This window comes from Litoreibacter roseus (genome assembly GCF_009811795.1).
Taxonomy (GTDB): Bacteria; Pseudomonadota; Alphaproteobacteria; order Rhodobacterales; family Rhodobacteraceae; genus Litoreibacter; species Litoreibacter roseus.
The window spans coordinates 707969-730961 of record NZ_BLJE01000001.1 but is presented as its reverse complement, the minus strand read 5'-3'; the positions used below and the strand labels follow the sequence as shown (position 1 = coordinate 730961).

Below are 22993 nucleotides of genomic sequence, written 5' to 3'. Positions count from 1 at the left end.
ATGACCGAAATACGGCATAAGTGGTGCGAACGTTGGGAAATGGACCGCGCCGCGACGCCTAGGTTACGTTCTCGTCGCCGCTGATGTCAGACAGGCGTTCCTTGTCCAGAAGGCCACTCTTGCGAAGAGGCGAAACGGGATACTTCGCGTCCTGTGCCATACGTTCCAGCGAAAAGTCAGGCTCAAGCTGCTTCAACTTGCGCGCGACATAAATCGCCTTTTCCATCTGACCTTGGGCCGCGTAGAGCGCCGTAAGATATCGCAGTGGCGGCCTGAAATGAGGCGACAGCGCATGGGACACCTCTGCAAGACGCAACGCCTCCTCGGCCCTGCCCGTCAAAGCGGCAGTGACGCAACGACCCATGTCCCACCAGAAGCTGTGTGGCGAACGCACGCCAAGCTGTTGCGCCTTGAACGCGAGCGCGTGCGCTTTCTCGTGGTCCCCGGCATAAAGCTTGGCGGTCGACAGAATATCCCACGCGAACGGGTTTGATGGGTTTAGTGCAACGCTCTTCGTGGCCAACTCATGGCAGGCCATCACGTTATCGTTCAGAACCAACCGGGATTTGGCGACCGCAGCCAACACCATCGAGTTTGACGGCTCAACCTCAAGTGCTGTGTAGCAATGGTCTTCCGCCTCAGCGATGAGACGATCCGCATCGTCGTCAAAGCGTTCGACATGTTGAATGACGCGTAGCTGGGCGCGCCATGCTGCGAAAATACCCCGCGGGTCGAGCTCGAATGCCGTCTCGAGCAGTTTGTCGGCTTCGTCAAGTTGCTCGGCCTGCATCGAAAAGATCTTCCGCAGCGCCATTCGCCCCATGAGGCTGGCATCCATATAGTCCGGAATGCCCTCCGTCTTGAGCAAGAGCGCATCTGCCAGCGCTTCGATCAACTGATTGGACAGCCGCAAAATGTCTGGATGGTCCACCGGCACTGCGCCAAAATTTGGCACTGTCTCTATCCCTGACCAGATCAGTTGGTGACGCGCGCCGTCCTCAGCACTGACTTTCATACCCGTCTTGTCCGGCCCCGTCAGGAAGCTTTGCACATTGATCTGAATAGCGTCGGGTGGCGTGCTCGGCGTGCGCCCCTGAAACACGTCGACGGACATGGTTTCTGACAGTCCCAACGCGGTGAAACTGACGAATGCCGTTTCCAAAACGTGCAACGGATCGCCTGGCTTCGCGAAAGTTTCGAACACAATCGCGCGGCGCAGAAGTCCGGCTGGAACGCGTCCGGGATAGGCCGGATCAGGGCGGATCAAACCCGATGCAGCCGCCGTTCCGGGAACGTTGGCAAGGCGTGCTGCGCCGCCCGTTGCTTCTACCAGATGGCGGTGGTGTCGTTCTGCCGTCAGCCAGTCGTTGAACGCCGCATCACGAATGTCGATACCTTCGAGAAATTCCTGTCCCGGAGAAAGATCATCCTCGATCCCGCAAAATTCCGTATCAAGGGAGATAACCATACGGTTCTGGATCAGGATTTTCTTGTTATCCCCCAGACCGATACGCAGGTTTCTTAATTCTTGCCGGAGACTTGCTGCTGCCTGCTCACGCGCCCGGTCGCTCCACAGTTTTTCCTGCAGCCAGAGGCGGGTGCGTTCATGACCCGGTGCGCTCGCCAAAAGAGCCAGCAGACCCTGGGCCTTGGCGCTTGTTGGGGTCACGTCAGCCCCGGATGAAAGTTCCAGACGGAACCGACCCCCAAGAATGATGCGTAATATGTCGGTGTCGGCCTGCATGTACATCTCTTTGCAAGCGTTGAACGCTGTTAAAATCGTTAATCAATCGGCGCTGTTCTGCTTACCCGAACATAAATCAGGTCCTCACGCAACAGCGGTTAATGTCAAAAAAACCGGCTGATCATCATAAAAATTGCGCAAAAACCCCGTTTGACGGCGCAAACTCCGTTGACGCAAGGTTAATTTCAACGGCCTCGTAAGGCGTCACGTTAACCAGTCTTTAGAGGGGACACACACATGCCAGCACAAGGTCAGGGACAAGGCCAGGGTCAGGGCCAAGGGCAAGGTCAGGGCCAAGGACAGGGACAAGGGCAAGGTCAGGGACAAGGACAGGGGCAAGGTCAGGGAACGGCCCACGCCGGAGGTGGAGACTCGCCACTGATGAACAGCGCTTTGGTGATGACCCACGACGCAATTGTCGGACCATGGAATCCGCCCTACTCCCCACCGGCACTAACGCCGCCACAGATCGGAACCACTGACACCGACCTGCGCTATTTGCAGGCTGGAACCCGCGCGATCATCTTTGACGCCGAGTTGTCAGCGCCGTTTCGAATTACCGGCTCGAACGGATCAGCGACCCTGCGCGTGGGCACGAAAAGCTTCAAGATCGTTCGCCCAAGCAATGATTTCCTGAAATTCCAACTTCCGTTTTTACGGGCGTATGCCGACTTGCGCAGCGACCGGATCGCAGAAATCAATGTCCAGACCGGGGATCTCTTGTCGTTCTATGGATCTATCGGGTTCCTCAACGCATCGCGCAGACGGAAGACGTTGGAATTGCTGAACGCGGTCCAGCGGCTGGCGATCCGGCTGGAGATGCAGATCAAGCACTACTGCCGTGCGCCCCGCCCCATCGATTTCTCGCCTCAGGTTCAGCCAATGATCCAAACGCCGGATCATTCCACGTTTCCATCGGGCCACGCAACAGAGGCGTTTATTCTGGCGACCGTGATGAACCGTCTGATCTTCGGCACGAGCACGGCGAAGGGCATTGCCGATAAAGCCATGCCCTTCCGGCTTGCGCAGCGGATCGCCGCCAATCGCACGGTTGCAGGTGTTCATTTCCCCGTCGACAGCGCCGCTGGCGCGCAGATGGGCTGCTTCATCGGGAACGTGGTGCTGGCGCTCTGCAATGCATCGCTTGGCAATGATTTCAGCAGCTATACCTTCGAGGTAAATGAGAACCTGCAGACCCACGTGGCGCCTGTAAACGGCCAACAGGTCGATGTTCTGGACCCCGCACAAGCGGGTGACACTGGGATGTATCCGACGGATGACTTCAGTCTCGATTGGATGGCGGACGCGCAATATGCAGATGCCCTGAAAGCATTCGATACGTCATCAAAAGCAGTGCTCAGCCGCCTATGGAAAGAAGCCGCCGCCGAGTGGCCAAGCTAGGACGGGATTTGGATATGGAATGGGAAGAAGATCCTAATGCTGAGCGGTTCACACCCTATCTGTCGTGGTGGTTGTTGAATGAAGGCAAGAACCGTGACCGTGTGGACGGGCTCGCCGTTCAGCGCAAGGTTTTGCCGGACGACGCACGCGACGTTCAAATCGAACAGCGCGCGACCGTGCCTGACACAGTCAAACGTGCGCCGCAGAAGGGTGCCAGTGCACCGGTAAGAAGCGGACGGGCGACGTTGGCCATCATGGGTAATTTCGGCACAGATGAGCAGGATCGGGAAGCAATTCCTGTTCCTGATTTCGCGGACAACCCCGATTTCGACTCAACGACCGGGTGGGCAGACGCTGATGGCATCGACGACGCGCCCCCCAAGGACAGCGTGATCGTGGGCATCATCGACGAAGCGATTGCTCTAGGACATGAACGCTTCATGCAAAAAGACGGGAAAAAAACGCGCATCCTGTCATCTTGGCAGCAAACTGCCCCCTTCAACGGTCAGGTGCATCTACCGTTTGGGGAAGAGTTGCAGCAGACGGCTTTGAACAGCCTTTTGGCACAGCATCGCACTCCGGATGGCTGGCTGGATGAAACCGCGTTTTATCGCGAGGCTCACGTCAGCAACTATGACGACGCGCTTGGTCAACGGGACATCGATCTTCGGGTCAGTCACGGCACACATGTGCTGGACCTCGCCGCGGGCGAGGACATCCACCGCACCGATATCAATGCGGATGACTTGGCAAAACAGCCGATTATCGCGGTGAACCTGCCTGCGCGGGCAACAATCGGATCTTCCGGCAGCTTTCTCGAATACTTTGTTGTCTTCGCCATTCAGCGGATCGTGGATATGGCGGACGCGATCTGGGAAAAAGCCTATGGCTCCACCGAAACTGTGCGCGGCTATCCCGTGGTGATCAATCTTTCCTATGGCCTGCAAGCTGGCCCCAAAGACGGCACCATGATCATAGAGGAATACATCACACGGATCACCAAGCAGCGGGCTGAAGACGCGAAAGCCCCTGTTCGTATTGTTTTGCCTGCGGGTAACGACAACCTGAAAGAAGGGCATGCCGAAGAAACGCTAACAGATGATAGTCCTGTTTTGGAGCTGCCCTGGCGGACATTGCCGGAGGATCAATCTTCCAACTATGTTGAGGTCTGGTCTGATATCATCGAAGATCCATCGGTACTAACCCCCGGTCTCCCGCTCGAGATTGGCCTGACGGCGCCCGACGGGCGCGAACTTCCCATCGGACCGGGTTTTCCCGACAGCTTTCTGCCCTTCTCGGACTATTGCCGCATCTATTGTCGGCTGGAAGGCAACACGCAGCAGCGACCCGGCGGACCCGTTCCGGTTTGGCGAGTCAGATACGTCATCTGCGGGGCACCATCACTCCGCTACACCGGTCCTGCGATAGCGGCTCCTGCGGGACTTTGGACCATCCGGGTGCGCAAGGCGGCTCATTGGCCCGGTGATCAATCGGCTTTCTGTTACGTTCAATCGGATCAATCGCCCCGGCCCAGTTCCACGACCGGGTTATTGTCGAACTTCGATCATCCGCATTACGAACGGATGGAGCACGACGGATCGCTACGCGACACCTATGCGTTTCCAGTGGGCCCCGGCGGGCCCACCGATCTGGAGCCTGCGGGCGCGTTTGGACCAGTCCAACGGAAAGGTACCCTGAACGCGATTGCGACGTTCGAACAGGCCATCGTCGTTGCGGGTCATCGCAAAACTGACGGACGGCCAGCCCCCTATTCCTCGACTGGCAAACCCGGAGCCAACGCGACCAACAGAACTTCGCCCACCGCATCATTCCCTGCGGATGACAGTCCAGCTCATACGGGCCAGATGGCGGCAGGTGCGAGGTCGTCATCGGCGGTCATCATGCAAGGCACCAGCTTTGCGACTGCTTTCGGAACCAGATGGGTCGCGCGGGATCTTGCAACATGGCATGTCCAACGCAACCCGATGTCGACCTTGGGAAGTCAGGCCAACATGCTGGCCGCTGCGGCTGCGGCGGAGGCAACGCCAAACAGGCCGTATGAAGGTGGCGTTGCCCCTTGGAAGTCAGGCGACGGACGCTTTGAGGCGCTGACTGATGACAGATTGAAGCGGGTCGATTACGGCTCTTGAGACACGTCACGAAGACCCTCGGATTCGCAAAAGACCCTCTGAAAAACCCGGCCATCGCGCCGGGTTTTTCATTTCTTGCCCTGACGTCAATTTTTCCTGTCAAATTGGTGTCTTTTTGACGGTAATTTCACGTTAACGATATCGATTTTTTCAACAAATCCGGTATCTTAGTAACTGTAGTAACGAGTTGCCTTGTTTTAGTTTTCTGGCAGCGTTTTTGTAAAGATCACCTTTTGAAGTCCACTTTTGTAGCACGTGATTGTTTTAACGAGAAAGATTTCAGATGTTACTTTTACCTGGTCATGGCACCACAGCCGTCCCCGACGGGGACGCACATACCTACCCCGCAGGCAAGGGAATGTCAGTCTCCTATGCCTGCGGGTACTCCTGCCCCGAAGACTATCCTACCGAACCGGAATTTGGCCGGTTTGCGTACTTCTTTCCGGACGGCGACGGCATCCCTGTCAGCGCAGACACCACCCGGCATCTGGACGACTTGGCAGATGCGATGGTTCAAGCACCTCAGGACGAGATCGAAAACTCTTCGATTCCTCCCGTTTTTACGTATTTCGGTCAGTTCATCGACCATGACATCACGGCGAACACGGATCGCGAGACCGGCTTCTCAATCATCGACACGCAGGTTGTGACACCCGTTGCACGCGGTGAGGTCAGCAAGAAGCTTCAGAATCTGCGGGCTGGCACGCTTAACCTCGACAGCGTTCATGGGGGTGGTCCTGTTCAAGGCCCGCTTGCCAAGAAGCTGGATGAAGCGCTGCGATTTCCTGCGGATCGTTCCAAGTTGTGGGCAGGCAAGGTCAGCCCTGGCCCCATCGGCACAGTTCCTTTTCCGGCGGATCCCGACGATGAAGCGCGCGACCTTCTGCGTGTCAGTCGACTGATCGAGGGCAACGGCTCACCGCTGTCCGAGGCCGATTTGCGCGCCCTGCCCGATGATCTGCGTAAAATGTTCATCAAGGAAGATGACAGTCTCAATTTGCAGCGGGCGATCATCGGCGACATGCGAAACGATGAGAACCTTGCGGTGGCTCAGTTCCACCTTGCCGTCATCCGCCTGCACAACCGGATCATTGATCACGCTCATGAGCATCCCGACGCGCCCAATGGCGACGCCGACGCCCTGTTCAACTGGGGGCGGAAAATGACAAGCTGGCACTACCAATGGCTTGTCGCGAATGCGTATCTTCCGGCGATCTGTGACGCCGATACATTGGTCGATGTGATGGAGGCTGGGCCCCGCGTCTATAATGACTTCCTCGACAAGAACCGGCCCAGTGACCCATCGCTGCTGCCGCTGCCGCTGGAGTTTTCCGTAGCGGGTTTCCGATTTGGTCACACCATGGTGCGCGATGCTTACGACTGGAACAGGTTCTTCGGTCGCCCCCACGGTGATCCCGTCCTTGATCAGGCCGACTTTCCCTTGCTCTTTCAGTTCACGGGCAACGGTGGCATGCGCGGCGCCCCCAGCCTGCCAGATCACTGGCCTATCGAGTGGGACCGGTTTGTCCATCCGCCCACGGCTGACGCGCCTGACAGGTCGGCGCGGCGCATCGATACGAACATCGCCATCCCCCTCGGCGCGATGGTTAACGAAAATCCAGGCATCAATGGCCGCATGGCACATCTCGCCAGCCGCAATTTGCGGCGCGGTCTCAGGCTGAACCTGCCCTCTGCGCAGGCCTGCCTTCAGAAATTGCGTGACACATACAGCATCTCCCTCCCAGAGTTGAGTGAAGCGCAGTTAACCTCCGGCACAACCGGAGATGCGATCCGAACCGGCAACTTCGTAGAGCACACACCCTTGTGGTTCTACATCCTCAAAGAAGCCGAGGAGTTGGGCAAGAATGGTCAGCTTGGCCCGCTCGGCAGTCGGATCGTGGCTGACACATTGATGGGTCTGATAGCCAATGATCCCCAGAGCTATTGGAACGCCACCGCCCGCCCCGGCGACTGGCACCCGAATGACGGCGTCAAACCCGATGGCGTCGTGATCGATAGTGTGGCCAAAATGATGGAAGCCACCCGACTGCTTTGACATTTGGTTGGCGGTTTCCAGCAGGATCCGGGGGTGAAGACCCCCGGATTTTCCTTTTTATGCAGAAGCTTGCGCGGCGAGCGTAATATCGACTTCTGGCAAATCGCCGATACCCGCGACCAGCTTGTCCCCCATTCCGACAGGTCCGACGCCCGATGGTGTTCCCGTCATGATCAGATCGCCCGGCTGTAGGGTCACGAACTTTGACAGGTGAGCCACGCATTCCTCCACACTCCAGATCATCTCGGACAGATCCCCATCCTGCCGCGGCTCGCCATTGACCTCGAGCCAGATCGGCCCGCGATCCAATGTGTCGATTTCCGATAAAGGAACAATCGCGCCCAACGGTGCAGAGTTGTCGAACCCCTTGGCCATATCCCAAGGGTGCCCGGCGGACTTCGCTTCGGTCTGCAAATCGCGGCGCGTCAGGTCGATCCCGACACACGCGCCCCATATCCGCTCCCGGGCTTGCGCCACGTTCAGATTTTCACCGCCTCCTCCGAGGGCCAAAACAAGCTCCACCTCGTGATGCAGATCTTGGGTCTCAGGTGGGTAGGGCAGTGTCGATTCGCTCTCGGCAATCGCGTCATTGGGCTTGGTGAAATAGAACGGCGGATCACGCTCATCATTGCCCATCTCCCGGATATGTGCGGCATAGTTTCGCCCGACACAAAAAATGCGGCGTACGGGAAACCGGGCCACCTGTCCGCGCACTGCAACGCTCGGCTGCACCGGCGGCTCAAAAACATACTGCATATACACCCCCAAGTCCTCGCTCAAAAAACTAGCGCTTCAACTGGCGGAAGTACATTACGTTCCACCAACACATTATTGAGAATAATTCGCAACTAGCTTGACTTGTTGCAAGCCATTCGCATATTGCAACTTAGAACTATTCTATAGCATTCGCTAAAGGACCACTCTCCATGCGCAGCACATTTGTCTTTTGTCTGTTAGTCCTCACACTTGCGATGCCAGCCGCTGCACAGGACCGCTTTAAGGCAGTCACGACGTTCACAGTGATCGCAGATATGGCACGCAACGTGGCAGGCGATGTGGCGGTGGTTGAGAGCATCACCAAGCCGGGCGCCGAGATCCACAATTACGAACCCACGCCCCGCGATATCCTGCGCGCGCAAGATGCCGATTTGGTGCTATGGAACGGTCTCAATTTGGAACTGTGGTTCGAACAGTTTTTTCGCAATCTCCGCGACGTCCCCTCTGCGGTCGTGACCGACGGGGTAGAGCCTATGGGCATCTCGCAGGGACCCTATGAAGGCAAACCCAATCCGCATGCATGGATGTCGCTCGATAGTGCGCTGATTTACGTGGATAATATCGTTGCAGCATTTGCCGAGCATGACCCCGAAAACGCAGCGATTTATCAGTCGAATGGCGAGAACTACAAACAGGAGATCATTGAGACTATCGCGCCGCTTCGCGAAGCGTTGAACACAATTCCGGAAGATCGCCGCTGGCTGGTGACGTCTGAAGGGGCCTTTTCCTACCTGGCCCGAGATTTCAATCTGAAAGAGCTCTACCTCTGGCCCATTAACGCCGACGCACAAGGCACACCAAAGCAGGTGCGCACTGTAATTGACACCGTACGGGCCAACGATATCCCCGTGATCTTTTCCGAAAGCACTGTGTCTGCGGCACCGGCAGAGCAGATCGCACGAGAGACCGGTGCGCGCTACGGCGGCGTGCTCTACGTGGACAGCCTCAGCGGCCCTGATGGCCCGGTGCCGACTTATCTCGACCTGCTTCGGGTGACGAGTGAGACGATCGTGAACGGGTTGAGCGAGTGAGTTTCGATCAGGCCCCCACAGGGATTTCGGCCCGAAACATCACGGTTACCTATCGAAACGGTCACACCGCCTTACGCGATGCAAGCTTCGAACTCCCCACCGGGACGATTGCCGCGTTGGTGGGGGTGAACGGATCCGGAAAATCCACACTTTTCAAAGCCTTGATGGGCTTTATTCCAGCAGCTTCCGGCGATATCAGCATCCTTGGTGGCACTGTCAGGGACGCCCTGCGCGCCAACACGGTCGCCTATGTGCCCCAGGCCGAGGAGGTGGATTGGTCATTCCCGGTTCTGGTCGAAGACGTCGTAATGATGGGCCGCTACGGGCATATGGGCTTCCTGCGCATTCCCCGCGCAGCCGACCACAAGGCGGTCGAATTCGCGCTTAAACGGGTTGGGATGGATCCTTACCGACACCGGCAAATTGGGGAACTGTCCGGCGGACAGAAAAAGCGCGTCTTTCTTGCGCGCGCCTTGGCGCAGGACAGCCGAGTGATCCTTCTGGATGAGCCATTCACCGGTGTCGACGTACAGACGGAGGATGAGATTATCGCCCTGCTTCGCGATATGCGAGACGAAGGCAGGGTGATGCTGGTCTCCACACACAACCTCGGGTCCGTGCCTGAGTTTTGCGACCGCACCATCCTGATTAAAGGCACAGTTCTGGCCTACGGGCCAACCGAAGAAATCTTCACCCGCAAGAACCTCGAACTGGCCTTCGGTGGCGTTCTGCGGCACTTCGTAATGGGCGGGGACGAGTTGCATGACGATGATGATGGACGTGAACTGACAGTCATCTCGGACGATGAACGCCCCTTCGTCATTTATGAGGATAAAGAAAAATGAGCGCCCTATGGGAGCCCTTCACCTACACCTACATGCTCAACGCCATGTGGGTATCGGCGCTAGTCGGGTCGGTCTGCGCGTTTCTATCCTGCTACCTGATGCTGAAGGGCTGGTCCCTGATCGGGGATGCCTTGTCTCATTCCATCGTTCCGGGCGTCGCAGGGGCCTACATGCTGGGCCTGCCTTTTGCGCTTGGCGCTTTTTTTGCAGGCGGGTTGGCCGGGGGCGCGATGCTGTTTCTGAACCAAAGGACCGGGCTGAAAGAGGACGCCATCATCGGTTTGATCTTCACCAGCTTCTTCGGGCTGGGCCTCTTTATGGTCTCGCTGTCACCCACATCGGTGAACATTCAGACGATCATCCTTGGCAATATTTTGGCGATCTCTCCGTCTGACATTCTGCAATTGGCGCTGATCGGGCTGGTGTCTCTCACGATCCTGCTGCTAAAGTGGAAAGATCTGATGGTGACGTTCTTCGATGAAAGCCACGCCCGGTCCATCGGTCTCAGACCTGATCTGCTGAAAATCCTGTTTTTCACATTGCTGAGCGCATCAACCGTCGCGGCCTTACAGACTGTGGGCGCGTTTCTTGTGATCGCGATGGTCGTGACCCCTGGCGCCACGGCATATCTGCTGACCGACCGCTTCCAGCGCCTGCTGGTCATTGCCGTTTTCATCGGTGCCATGACCTCTTTTCTGGGCGCCTATATCAGCTATTTCCTCGACGGTGCGACGGGTGGTGTCATCGTATGTCTCCAGACAAGTGTCTTCCTCACGGCGTTCTTTTTTGCCCCGAAACACGGCATGCGGGCAGCCCGCGCACGTGCCGCGAAGGCGCTTCACCATGGATGAGATGTTTCTGCCATTTCAGTTCCCATTCATGCAAAACGCGTTTCTGATCACCTGCCTGCTCGCGGTCCCCTCGGCGCTTTTGTCGTGCTTTCTGGTGCTCAAAGGGTGGTCGCTGATGGGCGACGCGATCTCCCACGCGGTGCTGCCGGGCGTGGTTCTTGCCTACATCGCCGGGCTGCCGTTGATTTTCGGGGCGTTCTTCGCGGGCATGATCTGCGCGCTGCTCACCGGGTGGATCGACGAGAACACGCGAGTAAAACGCGACACGGTAATGGGTGTCGTGTTCTCCGGCATGTTCGGCTTGGGCATCGTGCTTTACACCAAGATCGAAAGCGATGTGCATCTCGATCATATCCTTTTCGGCAACATGCTGGGCGTTGGTCCTGTCGATCTCTGGACCACGGGGATCATCGCCGTATTGACGGCACTTGGCCTGGTCTTCTTCTGGCGTGACCTGTTGCTTCACGCGTTTGATGAACAGCAAGCGCGCGCCACGGGTTTGAATGTCCGGTGGCTTCATTTCGGGCTTCTGGCTGCGGTGTCATTGACGGTGGTGGCCGCACTGAAAGCGGTCGGCATCATCCTTGCTATCGCTTTTCTGGTCGGACCGGGCGCCATCGCATTCCTGATCACACGACGCTTTGGGATCATGCTGGTGACAGCAGTTGGCGTCACGATTTTTTCTTCCTTTGCAGGAGTTTACGCCAGCTTCTTCATCGATAGCGCCCCCGCCCCAACCATCGTAATGGTGATGACCCTGCTCTTTATTGCGGCCTTCCTGCGGAGTGTTTTGCGCGCGCCGCGTGGCCAGAGCGTCTAGTCCAGCGCCAGCCGCAAAGGCGCGGCAGCTTGGTACCAAGCGCGGATCAGGGCGCGTTCCTCCGGCTCCATATAGCTGAGGTTTGCAGGGGGCATCGCGTGGCTTACCCCCGACTGTAGATAAATCTGCCGCGCAGCGCCCGCGATCTGCGGCGGGGTTTCCAGATGAACCCCCTTTGGTGCCCACCGGATACCCGCCCACACCGGTTCCTTCGCGTGGCACATAGAACACCGGCCAAGCACGATATCCTGGACCTCCGCGAACTGCTCAGCCTCTGCGAAGGCTTGCGCGGCGGGTCCCATTGCCTCTTCATCTTCCGAAAACCCGGCGGTGCTGAGCCATGCGATGCCGATGAACAGGATCACCGTGAGCGCCCATGTCCAGTCCGGACGGCCTTGGCGCGCATGCATGGAATTGAAGTAATGGCGGATCGTAACGCCCATCAGAAAAACGAGCGACGCGATGATCCAGTTATATTCCGTCGCGAACGCCAAAGGGTAGTGGTTTGACAGCATGAGGAAGATCACCGGAAGCGTCAGATAGTTGTTATGCGTCGAGCGTAGCTTGGCGATTTTGCCGTATTTCGGATCAGGCTTGCGCCCTGCTTTCAAGTCGGCGACCACGATCCGCTGGTTTGGCATGATGATGAAGAAGACGTTGGCCGTCATGATCGTCGCGGTAAACGCGCCTAAATGCAGAAGAGCTGCACGGCCCGTGAAGATCTGCGTGTAGCCCCATGACATTGCGATCAAAAGTGCAAAAAGCAACAGCATCAAAACTGTCGGCTGATTGCCCAATGATGACTTGCAGAGTGCATCATAGATCAGCCAGCCAACGGCCAGAGACCCCGCCGAAATCGCAATGGCCTGCCACAGGGACAGGTCTGCCACGTTAGGGTCTATCAGATAGAATTCCGCCCCGGCCCAATAAACTACTGCCAGCATCGCAAAGCCCGAAAGCCAGGTCGAATAGCTCTCCCATTTGAACCACGTCAGGTGCTCTGGCATCTCGGCGGGGGCCACCAGATATTTCTGGATATGGTAGAACCCGCCTCCGTGGACTTGCCATTCTTCCCCGTCGGCAGGGCCGGAGATGTTGCGGTTCAGGCCGAGATCCAGCGCGATGAAATAGAAGGACGAGCCGATCCACGCGATGGCCGTGATGACGTGCAGCCAGCGCACCGCGAAGGCGAACCAATCCCAAAGGATGGCAAGATCGTACATGGGCCTCTCCCGACACTCAGCCGGGGGAGACTAGCGCGCGCGCATCACCGGGAAAACATGAAAAGCGCTGATCAGAAGATGAAGAAATCGTCGGTGGTCAAGATTTCACCGGGATTGGCAAGAATGACGTCGATCCACCAATCGCCAGAACTGAAACCGTTGCCCTCAATCTCGACGCGTGCTCTGCCTGACCCCTCTTGCTGGATCAGTCGAACCTCGTGTCCGCCACCGGGCGTCACCATATCATCCTCCTGAAAGTAGAGCCGGTCGTTTCCGAGGATTGTAATCCTATCGCCCTCTGCGGAAGAGAAATCAGTTATAATCCCAACTTGCCCCCCGTCACCGGACTCAATTAGAATAAATTCAAATTCATCCGCACCTTCACCGCCCGTCATTTCGGCCCGCGCGCCATTGGCGATATAGAGCGTGTCATCACCAGCACCCCCGATCATCGTGTTCGTCCCGCTAAAAGACTGCAGATAATCGTCGCCGTCCCTTCCGTCGATCACATCATCCCCGTCGCCGCTGTAAATGAAATTCGAGCCACTGTCACCGAGCAGAATATCATTGTAGTCCGTGCCCTCGATATTCTCGATCTCACTGACTGTCAGGGTGTCATACGTGTAGTTGGGAATGGTATCCTCAAAATGCCATCCTGGCCCGACCACAATGCTGCCTGATGGACCATAGGTTACATTCTTGATGTGAGATCCGGTCCCGGCCTCCAAATCGACGGTGTAGCCGTAGCCATTCAACACGGAAAGCTGCAGCGTATCCATACCTTCCCCGCCGACAACTTCATCGTCACCGACGCCAGCCGTGATCTTGTCGTCCCCTTTACCGCCATCAAGGTAGTCGTTACCGCTGCCGCCGTTGAGCTCATCGTTTCCAGAACCACCCCACATACGATCATCGCCGGCCTCGCCCCAAAGTGCGTCATCGCCGTCTTCACCAAATAGCGCGTCGTTGCCTTTTCCGCCCATCAATGTGTCGCGCCCGCCACGACCCAAAAGCCGGTCATCACCTGCTAGACCGATTAGAACGTCATCGCCAAAATCGCCTGTCAAAATGTCCTTAAATTCGCCGCCAATCAAAAGCATACTCACAACTCCTTTGTCTCGAGACAGACCTAAGCCGCCCCGACAATCACTGGTTAAAAAACAGTCGCGTCAAATAGATCAGGTCAGGCGTTGACCGGTTGCGACATCAAAAAGGTGGCATATTTCGGCGGGCACGGCAATTGAAACGGGCGCACCAATTTCGGAGCGATACTCTTTATCGGCCTTCACCGCGACCAGCGCGCCACCTGCCTTGACGGTGACCATCGTCGCATCGCCCAGAAGCTCCATGGAATAGACCGGGGCGTCGATTTGGCCCGTGCTGGTGGCAATCGATGCGTCTTCTGCCCGAAAGCCGAGCGTCACAGGGCCGTTCGAACCGGTCAGGCCCGGGATGGTGACGTTCTTACCGGTGAACACACCGTCTTTCAGTTCCCCTTCCATCAGGTTCATGGCGGGATTTCCGATAAAGCTGGCCACAAAGGTGTTGGCCGGGTTGTCGTAGATATCTGTGGGCGTGCCGACCTGTTGCACGATACCTTTTTCCATCACCACAACACGGTCAGCCAGTGTCATAGCTTCGATCTGGTCATGGGTGACGTAGATCGTCGTGACCTTCAACTCATGGCTCAGGTTCTTGATCTGCGCGCGGGTCGACACCCGCAATTTCGCGTCCAGATTGGACAACGGCTCGTCCATGAGAAAGACATTCGGCTCACGAACAATGGCGCGCGCCAAGGCGACGCGCTGACGTTGTCCACCCGACAAGGCCGCCGGTTTGCGGTGCAGGAAATCGTCCAGTTCCACCATGGCGGAGGCGCGCATCACACGTTCCTTGTGCTCGGCCTCAGGCACTTTGCGAACCTTCAATGGAAAGCGGATATTCTCATAGACATTCATGTTCGGGTAGAGCCCGTAGGACTGGAACACCATGGAGATATCGCGGTCTTTTGGATCAACGTTGTTGACCATCCGGTCCCCGATCCAGATCTCGCCTTCGGTGGGGTCCTCCAGCCCTGCGATCATTCGCATCGTGGTCGTCTTGCCGCAACCCGAAGGGCCGAGCAGCACCAGAAACTCCCGATCTGGAATGGTCAGATCGAAGTCCTTCACACCGACAAAATTACCCCAGCGCTTGTTGACGTTTTTGAGTACGATCTCGGCCATTGGATCAGCCTTTCACAGCGCCGGCGGTCAGGCCGCTGACGATTTGACGTTGGAAGAACAGCACCAACACGAAAAGCGGTGCGGTGGCAGACACAACGGCCGCCACGGCGAACATCACATTCCCTTCGACCTGCGTGGTGCCAAGGAAGCTGGCGATCTTTGGGACCATCGTCTGGTTTTCTTTCGACAGCAGCATCGCGGTGACGGCGAAGTCGTTATAGGCTAAAAGAAACGAAAACAAACCAGTTGTGATCACCCCCGGCCACATCACCGGAATGATTACGTACCGAAACGCCTGAAACTGCGTACAGCCATCAACCTTGGCGCTCTCGTCCAGATCCTTCGGGATCTTCATGAAGAACGAATGCAGCATCCACAGGGTGAATGGCTGGTTGATGGCCACCAGCACGATAATTGTGGTCGGTAGTATCCCCCAAAGGTTCCAGGCGAAGAACGGTTGCAGGTAGCCTGAAACCAGAGTGATCGGCGGCATCGCGCGGAAGATCAGTGCGGCGATCAAAAGCCAGAAGGTGTAGCGGTAACCCGACCGAGAGAGCGCGTAGCCCCCAAGCGTGCCGAAGGTCAGCGATGTACACACAACGAAAAAGCACACAATCGATGTGTTGAGAACCGCACGCCAGAACTCTTCTTGGACCCACGCGCCTTCATAGCCGGCACCAGTAAACGGTCTGTCATAGATCGCTTCGGTGCGCGGCCCGGTCAGCGCGTCGGTCCAGTCCGAGATCGAGAAGAAATCAAGCTCAACCTTGAACGACCCCCACAGGGTCCAGAGGAATGGAAACGCCGCAAGGACAAGCCAGATCGCAATGAAACCAGTGGTCAGAATACGTAGGCTTGTGGGCATACGACGGGCGGTTGAGGACATCGCTCAGGCCTTTCCGTTGAAGTCGCGCCACGTGCGCACAAGCACCGGCGACAGCAGGATTGCCACGCCCAAAATGGTCAGCACCGAGGTGGTAGCCGCAGACGACAAAAGCCGGGTCTCACCGCTCAGATCATTGAAAATGATCCAACTGAGCGAGGTGGCGTGCGCCTCAGCATTGAAGCCCACGATGGGCTCAAACACCCTGAAATTGTCCATCAATTGGATCAGCGCCACGAATGTCACTAGCGGCATCAGGTGGGGGATCACCACGTAGCGGGTTTGTTGCCAGCGGCTCGCGCCGTCGATCACGGCGGACTCAAGCGTATCCTGCGGCAAGGTCTGTAACCCCGCATAGAACACGACAAAGGCGAATGGCGCAGAGTGCCAGACGCCATAAACAATCAACGTAATCCATGTCAGCCCGGTGGAGGCTTTGAGGGACAAGGTCGGATCATTCATCATCCACTGGATTGCAGAGCCCACCACCCCGCGACTGTCGATCATCCAGAACAGGATCAAAGAGCCGATCAATGGCGTCACGATCATCGGTAGAAGCGAAAAGAAGATTACGAGACCTTTGATCTTCTTATTCAAGACGTTCACCCCTAACGCGATCATGAAACCCAGAATGATCAGAAGGGGCGTGACCGTGAGCGTGTAGGTCAGCGTGAAAGCCATCGCGCGGTAGAAAGGAAGATTACCGACCCGGTCGAAAAACGCGCCCATGCTGTCGGCATTGCGCCACGCAGCGGCAACCTCGTTGACGGCCAGATGACCTCGATCAAGATAGATCTGAAGGCCCACGAACTTGCCCAAGGGCTGTGCTGCGCGCAGGGCTTCCGTGGCCTCGTTGTCGACGGTGGTTTCTTCCTTGCAGCCAAAGGGCCCACAATTTTCGACCGTGATCAGAACAGCATCATGGGGCGTGTGAACGGATTGGCTGACAACCGAGATGATCGGTAAAAAGATAAAGAGAAACATCGCCAGCCCGCTGGGCAGGAAAAACCAGAAGAACGTGCGGTGCTTCATCGCGATGCATCCAGACTATGGAGAAAAGAAGAAAGGGGGCACCCGCCCCCTTCCCCGTGTCTGCTTACTGCAGGTAGCCCGCTTCCTTTGCCGCAGCGGTGTAGGCCGCTTCGACATCCGCCAGTGCCTGCTCAGCGGTTTCCTTGCCTTGCATGAAGTCCGACAACTCGGCACCCAGCGCCGTGTGAAGAAGACCCTGATAGGGGAGCATCGGATATGGCACGGCATCGGCGGAGGCTGCAGCGAATACGCCTTCAGCCGCTGGTGTTGGCTCGTAGCCTTCAAGCAACCAGACCGCTTGGCGTGACACCTCTTCGTCACTAAGGATCGACGGATCGATCGCTGCCTTCAGCGCTTTGAATGTGGCTTCCGCGTCCGTGTCAGAAATGTTCTTGGCGACGGTCCAGCCGTCCCACCAGAGCGTTGTGGCCGGTACAGAGCCGCCACCAACGGTCAGAGGACCCGCAATCGCTGTGTTCTCGGAAACGTCCGCATTAGACCCTTCCGTCTCGCGCAGCGGTTCCACGCGGCTGCCCCACATATGCATCATCGCAACGTTCCCGGCCTTCCATTCAGCCGATGTCAGGTTGCTGTCATGGGTCAGAAAATCCGGGTTCATGTATTCAGAGAGCGCCTTCATCATCTCAAGCGCGGCGACACCTTGCTCGTTATTGACAGAAACTTCGGCAGAGCCGTCTTTGAAGAACTGGCCACCATAGCCGATATACATGTTGTTGAATTCCTGCGCGAGATTCCAACCGGCTTTGTACGGCCCGCCAATTGGATTTTCGAGGATACCCTGATCGCGGATCATCTTGGCCGCTTCCAGCATCTCTTCGTAGGACGTTGGTGCGTCGACACCGATCTGTTCCAAAATATCGGAGCGATAGACAAGATGCTGTGCATTCGCCATGAACGCGACCGCCATGACCTTGCCGCCGACTGTGACAAGCTGGTTTGGCCGTAAGTCCTGCCCATACTCTGCCACCAGATCATCCAGTGGCCGGATCACATCTTCGTTCATCAGCGCCACGATGGAAGAGTTCGCCACGATCGCCGAAGTATATTCCGCTGGGTTCCCCGTCATGCCCGCAACGTTGATCTTCTGATGGTCTGCGGTGAGATTTGTTTTGATCTCGACGGCGTCGTTCGCACAAGCCTGTGCGCCTTTGCCGATCGTCTGGATCGCAGGGAATTCGTTGCCCACGATGGACACACGGCCCTCGGCGATATCGCATGTGGCATGGGCCTCGGCGAAAGCGGTTGTGCTCAATGTCGCCACAGCCGTGGCCGACAAGAAAGCGGTCCTGAGATGTTTCATTTGATCGTCTCCCTGAGTACTCGGCCAAGCTGACCGGAAAACTATGCGCCTCATTTCAAGGGCGTTTTTGGGGTGTGAATACGTATTCGCAACCGATAAATGAAACTCTCGCAAGGCTGAACCGGCTTTGCAAGGTCTATGTCTTTTTCAGATCGCGGAATTTTTGACGTTCATTTGCCAGCCTTTGAAGCAGGTCTGCGGCATGCCAATGGCTGCCATCTTCCAAGGCAAACCGCTTTATACGCTGGACGACCTCGAACGGGGTAATGCGATCGGCTTGCAGGATCGGCCCACCGCGGGTGCGGGCATACCCCAGACCATGAACAAGTGCGACATCAACATCGGTGGGCTGCGTGACGGCACCGGCACTGATCAGGTAGGCGGCTTCGTTGATCAGCCAGCATTCCAGTCGTTCGCGCACCGCGGCGACGGGCAAGCGCTCATCCTCAAGCGGCGCGGTTGGAACTGTGAAAGCCGCCGCGGGAAGCCCTACATCGCTAAGCGCAGCACTCAGAATGTCACTGCTCGCGACGGGGGCCAGATGTCCCATCAACACCTCCATCCGGGAGACGAGTGTTTCGATCAAGCCTCCTTCTGTCATGTCTACACAGAGCGGAACGCGCCCCATCTGCCGCCCAGTTTGCATCACCTTCGCGACAGTTTCCGGCTGAGTATCCGAATGGGTGGTGATCTCTGCCAGCTTTGCGCCCCGCGCGGGAAATTGCAGGCGCATTGAAAAGATGTTCTCTCGCGCAAGTACATCTGGCAGGTCGCCGTCCAGCTCCCACCAAGGATCAGGGGTGTCGCCGCTCTGATCCAAGACCAGATCACATTCCGCCAACGCGGCAAATTCGGTCATGCAGCTAAGGCGCGAGAGGGCGTTAACGGCCTGAACCTCCGGCATTCCGCTGGCGACGGCCACTTCAAAATGCGCGCCGACATGATCCAGTGCGTCCTCCACCTCGGCACGGTCGGGCGACACCAGCGTGACCGTTAAACCGGAGTTCAGCGCAAGGATTGCAACATCAGCACCGCCTACAAGCCCGAGATGTCGCACGGGCTGCACGTCTTTTGCGACAACCTGTGCTGCAGCTTCCTCTGCAAAGAAAATATGACGCAAGGCAACCGCGACGTCGGACGCCGCGCATTCGGCAAAGGCCTCCGCCTCAAGGGTCAGGCCCGCTTCCATCGGCAAAAGCAGCGCGGCCTCGACGCAATCGACAATCTTGACGGCGACGAAACTACCACTCTTGGCACGGTGTGCTTCCACCGACTGAAGGAAATGCGCGCCATCCTCCATCCGGATGCGCTGGTCGGACGTGCGCCGCACCCCACAGACCGAGGCGTAGTCGATCGCTGCCTGCTCAAGGTCCAGATCAGTAACTTCATCAACAAGGCCCAGCTTGAGTGCTTGCGCGGCATCAATCATCCGCCCGGAGAGCATCAGATCAAGCGCGCCGTCCGCGCCGATCAGGCGAGGGATCCGCTGCGTTCCACCGGCGCAGGGTGGAAGGCCGAGGCTAATTTCAGGGCAACCAAGCTGTGTTCCGACCCGCGCGATCCGGTGGTGTGCTGCAACTGCAAGTTCCAATCCACCGCCCAGAACAGTGCCGTGAAGGGCGACAACCACGGGCTTGGGTGACGCTTCGATGCGCTCGCACAGAAGACGCAAGTCAGGGGGCGAGGCCGGGCGGTCAAGATCGTAGATATCGCGCCCGACGGGAAAGGTCTGCCCGCTCGCCGCAATAACAATCGCCGTAACATCCGCCGCCGCGACGGCTTCGTCGAACGCATCCAGCAGTTCGCGCCGCACCTCTGCGGTCAACGTGTTGACTGGCGGGTTGTCGATGCGCAAGACGGCCTGCGCCCCAATGCGGGTTTGCGTGACTTTGTCTGTCATGCGTTGATCAGGGCCATGGCTTGTCCCGCTAGAATAGGAATGGCGGCGGCATAGGCTTTTGCTGTCTGCGGATTTGAGGCATTGCCGTCATGGGCGCGGCGCACCACACCTTCAAGGATCGCGGCCAACCGGAAATAGCTGAAGGCCAAGTAGAACGGCCAGCCATCCGGACGGGCGATCCCCCGCTCGGCGCAGTAGAGGTCGATATACGTGTCCTCGGTTGGGATGCCGAGCGCAACGCGATCGACGCCCGCCAGCCCCCGCATTCCGCCTTGGTTCGGCAACTGCCACTGCATGCATTGATAGGCCAGATCGGCGAACGGATGACCGAGCGTCGACAGTTCCCAATCAAGCACCGCCAGAACCTCTGCCCTGTCGGATGCGAAGATCATGTTATCCAGTCGGTAGTCGCCATGGACGAGTGTCGCTTGCCCATCATCCGCCGGGATATTGTCCAGCAGCCACGTTGACAGCGCGTCCATTGCAGCGTTTTGGGTAACTCTGGACGCCGCATACTGGCCCGTCCAGCGCTCGGTCTGGCGCTGGAAATAATTTCCCGGTCGACCGTAATCCGCCAGGCCAACTGCCGCCGGGTCGACCTCATGAAGCTTTGCCAAGGTCCTCGCCATCGCAAGATAAATCGCGCTCCGCTCAGCCGTCCTGCAATCCGGAAGCGCCGGATCAAAAAAGATCCGCCCTTCAAGATAACCCATCACGAAGAAGGCCCGCCCGATGGGCGAGGTTTTATCGGTAACTAGGTGGAGCATGTGCGGAACAGGAACGGGCGTATCGGCCAAAGCCGCCATCACGCGGTATTCCCTCTCGACCTGATGGGCGGATTTCAGCAGGATACCGGGCGGCTTGGACCGCAGCACGTAAACACCGTTGCCGCAGGTCAGTTTGTAGGTCGGGTTCGACTGCCCGTCGGAAAACTTTTCAATAGCCTGAAGCGCACCGATCTCGGGCAGGTGCTGCGCAAGATAAGGCCCGATGGTCTCGACCGTGATATCTGAAAAATCCCCCATGGTGCCGGAGTTTAGGCAAGTCACGCCGATTGACAAGAACCCACCGGCACCGGAAGTTCGTTGCAACCATGAAAGAGGAACGCTGCGATGATGGATCTGGGATTGAGCGACAGAGCGGCGGCCTTGCGCGATCAGGTTTCACAGATGGTGCGCGACGACATCGCACCTGTGGAACACGAATACTTTTCCGAGGTATCGAACGGCGATCGATGGCAATTCAGTCCGCGCCAGACAGAGATTTTGGAAATGCTGAAGTCCAAGGCGAGATCACAAGGCCTTTGGAACCTCTGGTTGACCGAAGAATGTGGTCCGGGACTGACAACAGTCGAGTACGCCTATCTGGCCGAGGAAATGGGCAAAGCTCATCTCGCGCCAGAGGTTTTCAACTGCAACGCACCCGACACCGGCAACATGGAGGTGTTCACACGCTACGGCACCGACAAAATGAAATCCAGATGGCTCACCCCATTGATGGAAGGTCAGATCCGCTCGGCCTACCTCATGACTGAACCCGATGTGGCGTCGTCCGATGCGACAAACATTTCGCTCTCGTGTATTCGCGACGGGGACAGCTATGTACTCAATGGCGAGAAGTGGTGGGCCACCGGCGCGGGCGATCCTCGATGCGCGGTCTATATCATCATGGTGCGAACTGCCGAAGACGGGCCACGCCACAGCCAGCATTCGATGATCGTCGTTGATGCAGAGACGCCCGGGATTGAAAAGCTGCGCGCGATGGAGGTTTACGGCGACGACGAAGCCCCCCACGGCCATATGCATATCCAGTTCGCAGATGTGCGCGTGCCCGTAGAAAATATGTTGCTGGGGGAAGGTCGTGGTTTTGAAATTGCTCAGGGCAGACTTGGCCCCGGCCGGATCCACCACTGCATGCGAGCCATCGGCATGGCAGAACGTGCGCTGGAACTGATGTGTAAGCGGTCCTTGCAGCGGACGGCCTTCGGCAAACCGCTGGCCCAACTTGGGGCAAACTATGATTATGTCGCTGACGCGCGGATGCAGATCGAACAGGCGCGGCTGCTCTGCCTGAAGGCTGCTTGGATGATGGATCAGGGTGATCCCCGCGCTGCTGCGCCCTGGATTTCCCAGATCAAGGTGGAAGCGCCGCGTATCGCTCTCGCGATCACCGATCAGGCGGTTCAGATGTTTGGCGCGATGGGTATTTCACAGGACACGCCGCTTGCGCGACAGTGGGCCCATTTACGGACGCTACGGCTTGCAGATGGACCGGACGCCGTGCACCGACGTCAGGTCGCCCGGGCGGAGTTGAGGAAATACACGCAGGAAAAAGTCTAGATTAAAACAGTCTTGGATCGCTTCTAGACGGGCATGTTGTCGAAAAAGTCTTCGTCATCCGACGCGTACTTTGTCGCCTGTTCTTTCTCGCCCTCTTTCTCGGGTGTCCCATACAGGCTTTTGCCTGCCAAGTTGGCCGGGTCCATCATCATCTTCTCAAGAATCTCTGTCAGTTCATGTGCCAAAAGCGATTGTGTCACTCTACTGTCCTCCCAGGCTCTAAGGTCAAAATCAGTGTTACAAAGATGGGAACTCGGAACTTTAATTTAAATCAATTTAACTTCTGAAATATGGGTCTTGGTGTGGGTTACCCCTAAATTGAGCGAAAATCCGCACAACGACCAAAGTATAGACAGTTGGTGAAAACGCAAACAAACAAAGGTTAACGGCCTCGC

General features: G+C 57.3%; 19 protein-coding genes. 8 read left to right on the top strand and 11 right to left on the bottom strand.

Going from position 1 to position 22993, the window contains the following annotated elements:
* Nucleotides 1-58 precede the first annotated feature (58 nt).
* Entirely contained in the window at nucleotides 59-1744 is a 1686-nt protein-coding gene (locus KIN_RS03675; RefSeq protein WP_159804585.1) for a hypothetical protein, read from the bottom strand.
* A gap of 237 nt (nucleotides 1745-1981) precedes the next feature.
* Here KIN_RS03675 and KIN_RS03670 point away from each other — a divergent pair, with 237 nt between their 5' ends.
* The 3 genes from KIN_RS03670 to KIN_RS03660 all read left to right on the top strand — a co-directional run bounded on the left by KIN_RS03670 (nucleotide 1982) and on the right by KIN_RS03660 (nucleotide 7351).
* The gene (locus tag KIN_RS03670) at nucleotides 1982-3145 is read left to right on the top strand and encodes a phosphatase PAP2 family protein (protein ID WP_159804584.1); all 1164 of its coding nucleotides are present in this window, start codon (nucleotides 1982-1984) and stop codon (nucleotides 3143-3145) included.
* Between the two features lie 14 nt (nucleotides 3146-3159).
* The gene (locus KIN_RS03665; protein ID WP_159804583.1) at nucleotides 3160-5295 is read left to right on the top strand and encodes a S8/S53 family peptidase; all 2136 of its coding nucleotides are present in this window, start codon (nucleotides 3160-3162) and stop codon (nucleotides 5293-5295) included.
* Nucleotides 5296-5578: 283 nt separating this feature from the next.
* Nucleotides 5579-7351: a peroxidase family protein gene (locus KIN_RS03660; RefSeq protein ID WP_159804582.1), complete on the top strand. Its 1773-nt coding sequence runs from the start codon at nucleotides 5579-5581 to the stop codon at nucleotides 7349-7351.
* Nucleotides 7352-7408: 57 nt separating this feature from the next.
* Here the strand turns inward: KIN_RS03660 and KIN_RS03655 are convergent, their stop codons facing one another.
* On the bottom strand, nucleotides 7409-8107 hold the full coding sequence (locus KIN_RS03655; protein ID WP_159804581.1) for a fumarylacetoacetate hydrolase family protein: 699 nt from the start codon (nucleotides 8105-8107) through the stop codon (nucleotides 7409-7411).
* Nucleotides 8108-8277: 170 nt separating this feature from the next.
* Here KIN_RS03655 and KIN_RS03650 point away from each other — a divergent pair, with 170 nt between their 5' ends.
* From KIN_RS03650 to KIN_RS03635, 4 genes are read left to right on the top strand one after another with little or no spacing between them, the layout of a single operon-like run.
* Nucleotides 8278-9159 carry a metal ABC transporter substrate-binding protein gene (locus KIN_RS03650; RefSeq protein ID WP_159804580.1) on the top strand — a complete coding sequence of 294 codons (882 nt, stop codon included), beginning with the start codon at nucleotides 8278-8280 and terminating at the stop codon, nucleotides 9157-9159.
* A complete protein-coding gene (locus tag KIN_RS03645) occupies nucleotides 9156-10004 on the top strand; it encodes a manganese/iron ABC transporter ATP-binding protein (protein WP_159804579.1) in 849 nt (282 codons plus the stop codon). The genes KIN_RS03650 and KIN_RS03645 overlap by 4 nt, the downstream gene beginning before the upstream one ends.
* The gene (locus tag KIN_RS03640; protein WP_159804578.1) at nucleotides 10001-10855 is read left to right on the top strand and encodes a metal ABC transporter permease; all 855 of its coding nucleotides are present in this window, start codon (nucleotides 10001-10003) and stop codon (nucleotides 10853-10855) included. The genes KIN_RS03645 and KIN_RS03640 overlap by 4 nt, the downstream gene beginning before the upstream one ends.
* Entirely contained in the window at nucleotides 10848-11675 is an 828-nt protein-coding gene (locus KIN_RS03635) for a metal ABC transporter permease (RefSeq protein ID WP_279285220.1), read from the top strand. The genes KIN_RS03640 and KIN_RS03635 overlap by 8 nt, the downstream gene beginning before the upstream one ends.
* On the opposite strand, the gene KIN_RS03630 is transcribed toward KIN_RS03635, so the two are convergent.
* The 8 genes from KIN_RS03630 to KIN_RS03595 all read right to left on the bottom strand — a co-directional run bounded on the left by KIN_RS03630 (nucleotide 11672) and on the right by KIN_RS03595 (nucleotide 21284).
* Complete coding sequence (locus KIN_RS03630) at nucleotides 11672-12898, bottom strand: urate hydroxylase PuuD (protein WP_159804577.1); 1227 nt, start codon at nucleotides 12896-12898, stop codon at nucleotides 11672-11674. The two genes, KIN_RS03635 and KIN_RS03630, sit on opposite strands and share 4 nt — an antisense overlap.
* A gap of 71 nt (nucleotides 12899-12969) precedes the next feature.
* Nucleotides 12970-13998: a calcium-binding protein gene (locus KIN_RS03625; protein WP_159804576.1), complete on the bottom strand. Its 1029-nt coding sequence runs from the start codon at nucleotides 13996-13998 to the stop codon at nucleotides 12970-12972.
* A 78-nt stretch (nucleotides 13999-14076) separates the two neighbouring features.
* On the bottom strand, nucleotides 14077-15123 hold the full coding sequence (locus tag KIN_RS03620; RefSeq protein WP_159804575.1) for an ABC transporter ATP-binding protein: 1047 nt from the start codon (nucleotides 15121-15123) through the stop codon (nucleotides 14077-14079).
* Nucleotides 15124-15127: 4 nt separating this feature from the next.
* Entirely contained in the window at nucleotides 15128-16009 is an 882-nt protein-coding gene (locus KIN_RS03615; protein ID WP_159804574.1) for a carbohydrate ABC transporter permease, read from the bottom strand.
* A gap of 3 nt (nucleotides 16010-16012) precedes the next feature.
* Entirely contained in the window at nucleotides 16013-17038 is a 1026-nt protein-coding gene (locus tag KIN_RS03610; protein ID WP_159804573.1) for a carbohydrate ABC transporter permease, read from the bottom strand.
* Nucleotides 17039-17102: 64 nt separating this feature from the next.
* Nucleotides 17103-18359: an ABC transporter substrate-binding protein gene (locus KIN_RS03605; RefSeq protein ID WP_159804572.1), complete on the bottom strand. Its 1257-nt coding sequence runs from the start codon at nucleotides 18357-18359 to the stop codon at nucleotides 17103-17105.
* 136 nt (nucleotides 18360-18495) lie between these two features.
* Nucleotides 18496-20259, bottom strand: a complete 1764-nt coding sequence (locus KIN_RS03600) for an enoyl-CoA hydratase-related protein (protein ID WP_159804571.1) — start codon at nucleotides 20257-20259, stop codon at nucleotides 18496-18498.
* Nucleotides 20256-21284 (bottom strand): phosphotransferase, encoded by a 1029-nt coding sequence (locus tag KIN_RS03595; protein ID WP_159804570.1) that lies wholly within the window; start codon nucleotides 21282-21284, stop codon nucleotides 20256-20258. Before KIN_RS03595 ends, KIN_RS03600 begins: the two co-directional genes overlap by 4 nt.
* A gap of 90 nt (nucleotides 21285-21374) precedes the next feature.
* Between KIN_RS03595 and KIN_RS03590 the strand changes: the two genes are divergently transcribed.
* A complete protein-coding gene (locus KIN_RS03590; RefSeq protein ID WP_159805342.1) occupies nucleotides 21375-22598 on the top strand; it encodes an acyl-CoA dehydrogenase family protein in 1224 nt (407 codons plus the stop codon).
* Between the two features lie 23 nt (nucleotides 22599-22621).
* On the opposite strand, the gene KIN_RS03585 is transcribed toward KIN_RS03590, so the two are convergent.
* Entirely contained in the window at nucleotides 22622-22798 is a 177-nt protein-coding gene (locus KIN_RS03585) for a hypothetical protein (protein WP_159804569.1), read from the bottom strand.
* Nucleotides 22799-22993 lie beyond the last annotated feature (195 nt).

Coding starts and splice junctions, on each gene's coding strand:
- KIN_RS03610 (WP_159804573.1), bottom strand. CDS start 17,038: ATGAAGCACCGCACGTTCTTCTGGTTTTTCCTGCCCAGCGGGCTGGCG.
- KIN_RS03615 (WP_159804574.1), bottom strand. CDS start 16,009: ATGTCCTCAACCGCCCGTCGTATGCCCACAAGCCTACGTATTCTGACC.
- KIN_RS03605 (WP_159804572.1), bottom strand. CDS start 18,359: ATGAAACATCTCAGGACCGCTTTCTTGTCGGCCACGGCTGTGGCGACA.
- KIN_RS03665 (WP_159804583.1), top strand. CDS start 3,160: ATGGAATGGGAAGAAGATCCTAATGCTGAGCGGTTCACACCCTATCTG.
- KIN_RS03620 (WP_159804575.1), bottom strand. CDS start 15,123: ATGGCCGAGATCGTACTCAAAAACGTCAACAAGCGCTGGGGTAATTTT.
- KIN_RS03650 (WP_159804580.1), top strand. CDS start 8,278: ATGCGCAGCACATTTGTCTTTTGTCTGTTAGTCCTCACACTTGCGATG.
- KIN_RS03655 (WP_159804581.1), bottom strand. CDS start 8,107: ATGCAGTATGTTTTTGAGCCGCCGGTGCAGCCGAGCGTTGCAGTGCGC.
- KIN_RS03600 (WP_159804571.1), bottom strand. CDS start 20,259: ATGACAGACAAAGTCACGCAAACCCGCATTGGGGCGCAGGCCGTCTTG.
- KIN_RS03625 (WP_159804576.1), bottom strand. CDS start 13,998: ATGCTTTTGATTGGCGGCGAATTTAAGGACATTTTGACAGGCGATTTT.
- KIN_RS03675 (WP_159804585.1), bottom strand. CDS start 1,744: ATGCAGGCCGACACCGACATATTACGCATCATTCTTGGGGGTCGGTTC.
- KIN_RS03670 (WP_159804584.1), top strand. CDS start 1,982: ATGCCAGCACAAGGTCAGGGACAAGGCCAGGGTCAGGGCCAAGGGCAA.
- KIN_RS03640 (WP_159804578.1), top strand. CDS start 10,001: ATGAGCGCCCTATGGGAGCCCTTCACCTACACCTACATGCTCAACGCC.
- KIN_RS03635 (WP_279285220.1), top strand. CDS start 10,848: ATGGATGAGATGTTTCTGCCATTTCAGTTCCCATTCATGCAAAACGCG.
- KIN_RS03590 (WP_159805342.1), top strand. CDS start 21,375: ATGGATCTGGGATTGAGCGACAGAGCGGCGGCCTTGCGCGATCAGGTT.
- KIN_RS03595 (WP_159804570.1), bottom strand. CDS start 21,284: ATGGGGGATTTTTCAGATATCACGGTCGAGACCATCGGGCCTTATCTT.
- KIN_RS03660 (WP_159804582.1), top strand. CDS start 5,579: ATGTTACTTTTACCTGGTCATGGCACCACAGCCGTCCCCGACGGGGAC.
- KIN_RS03630 (WP_159804577.1), bottom strand. CDS start 12,898: ATGTACGATCTTGCCATCCTTTGGGATTGGTTCGCCTTCGCGGTGCGC.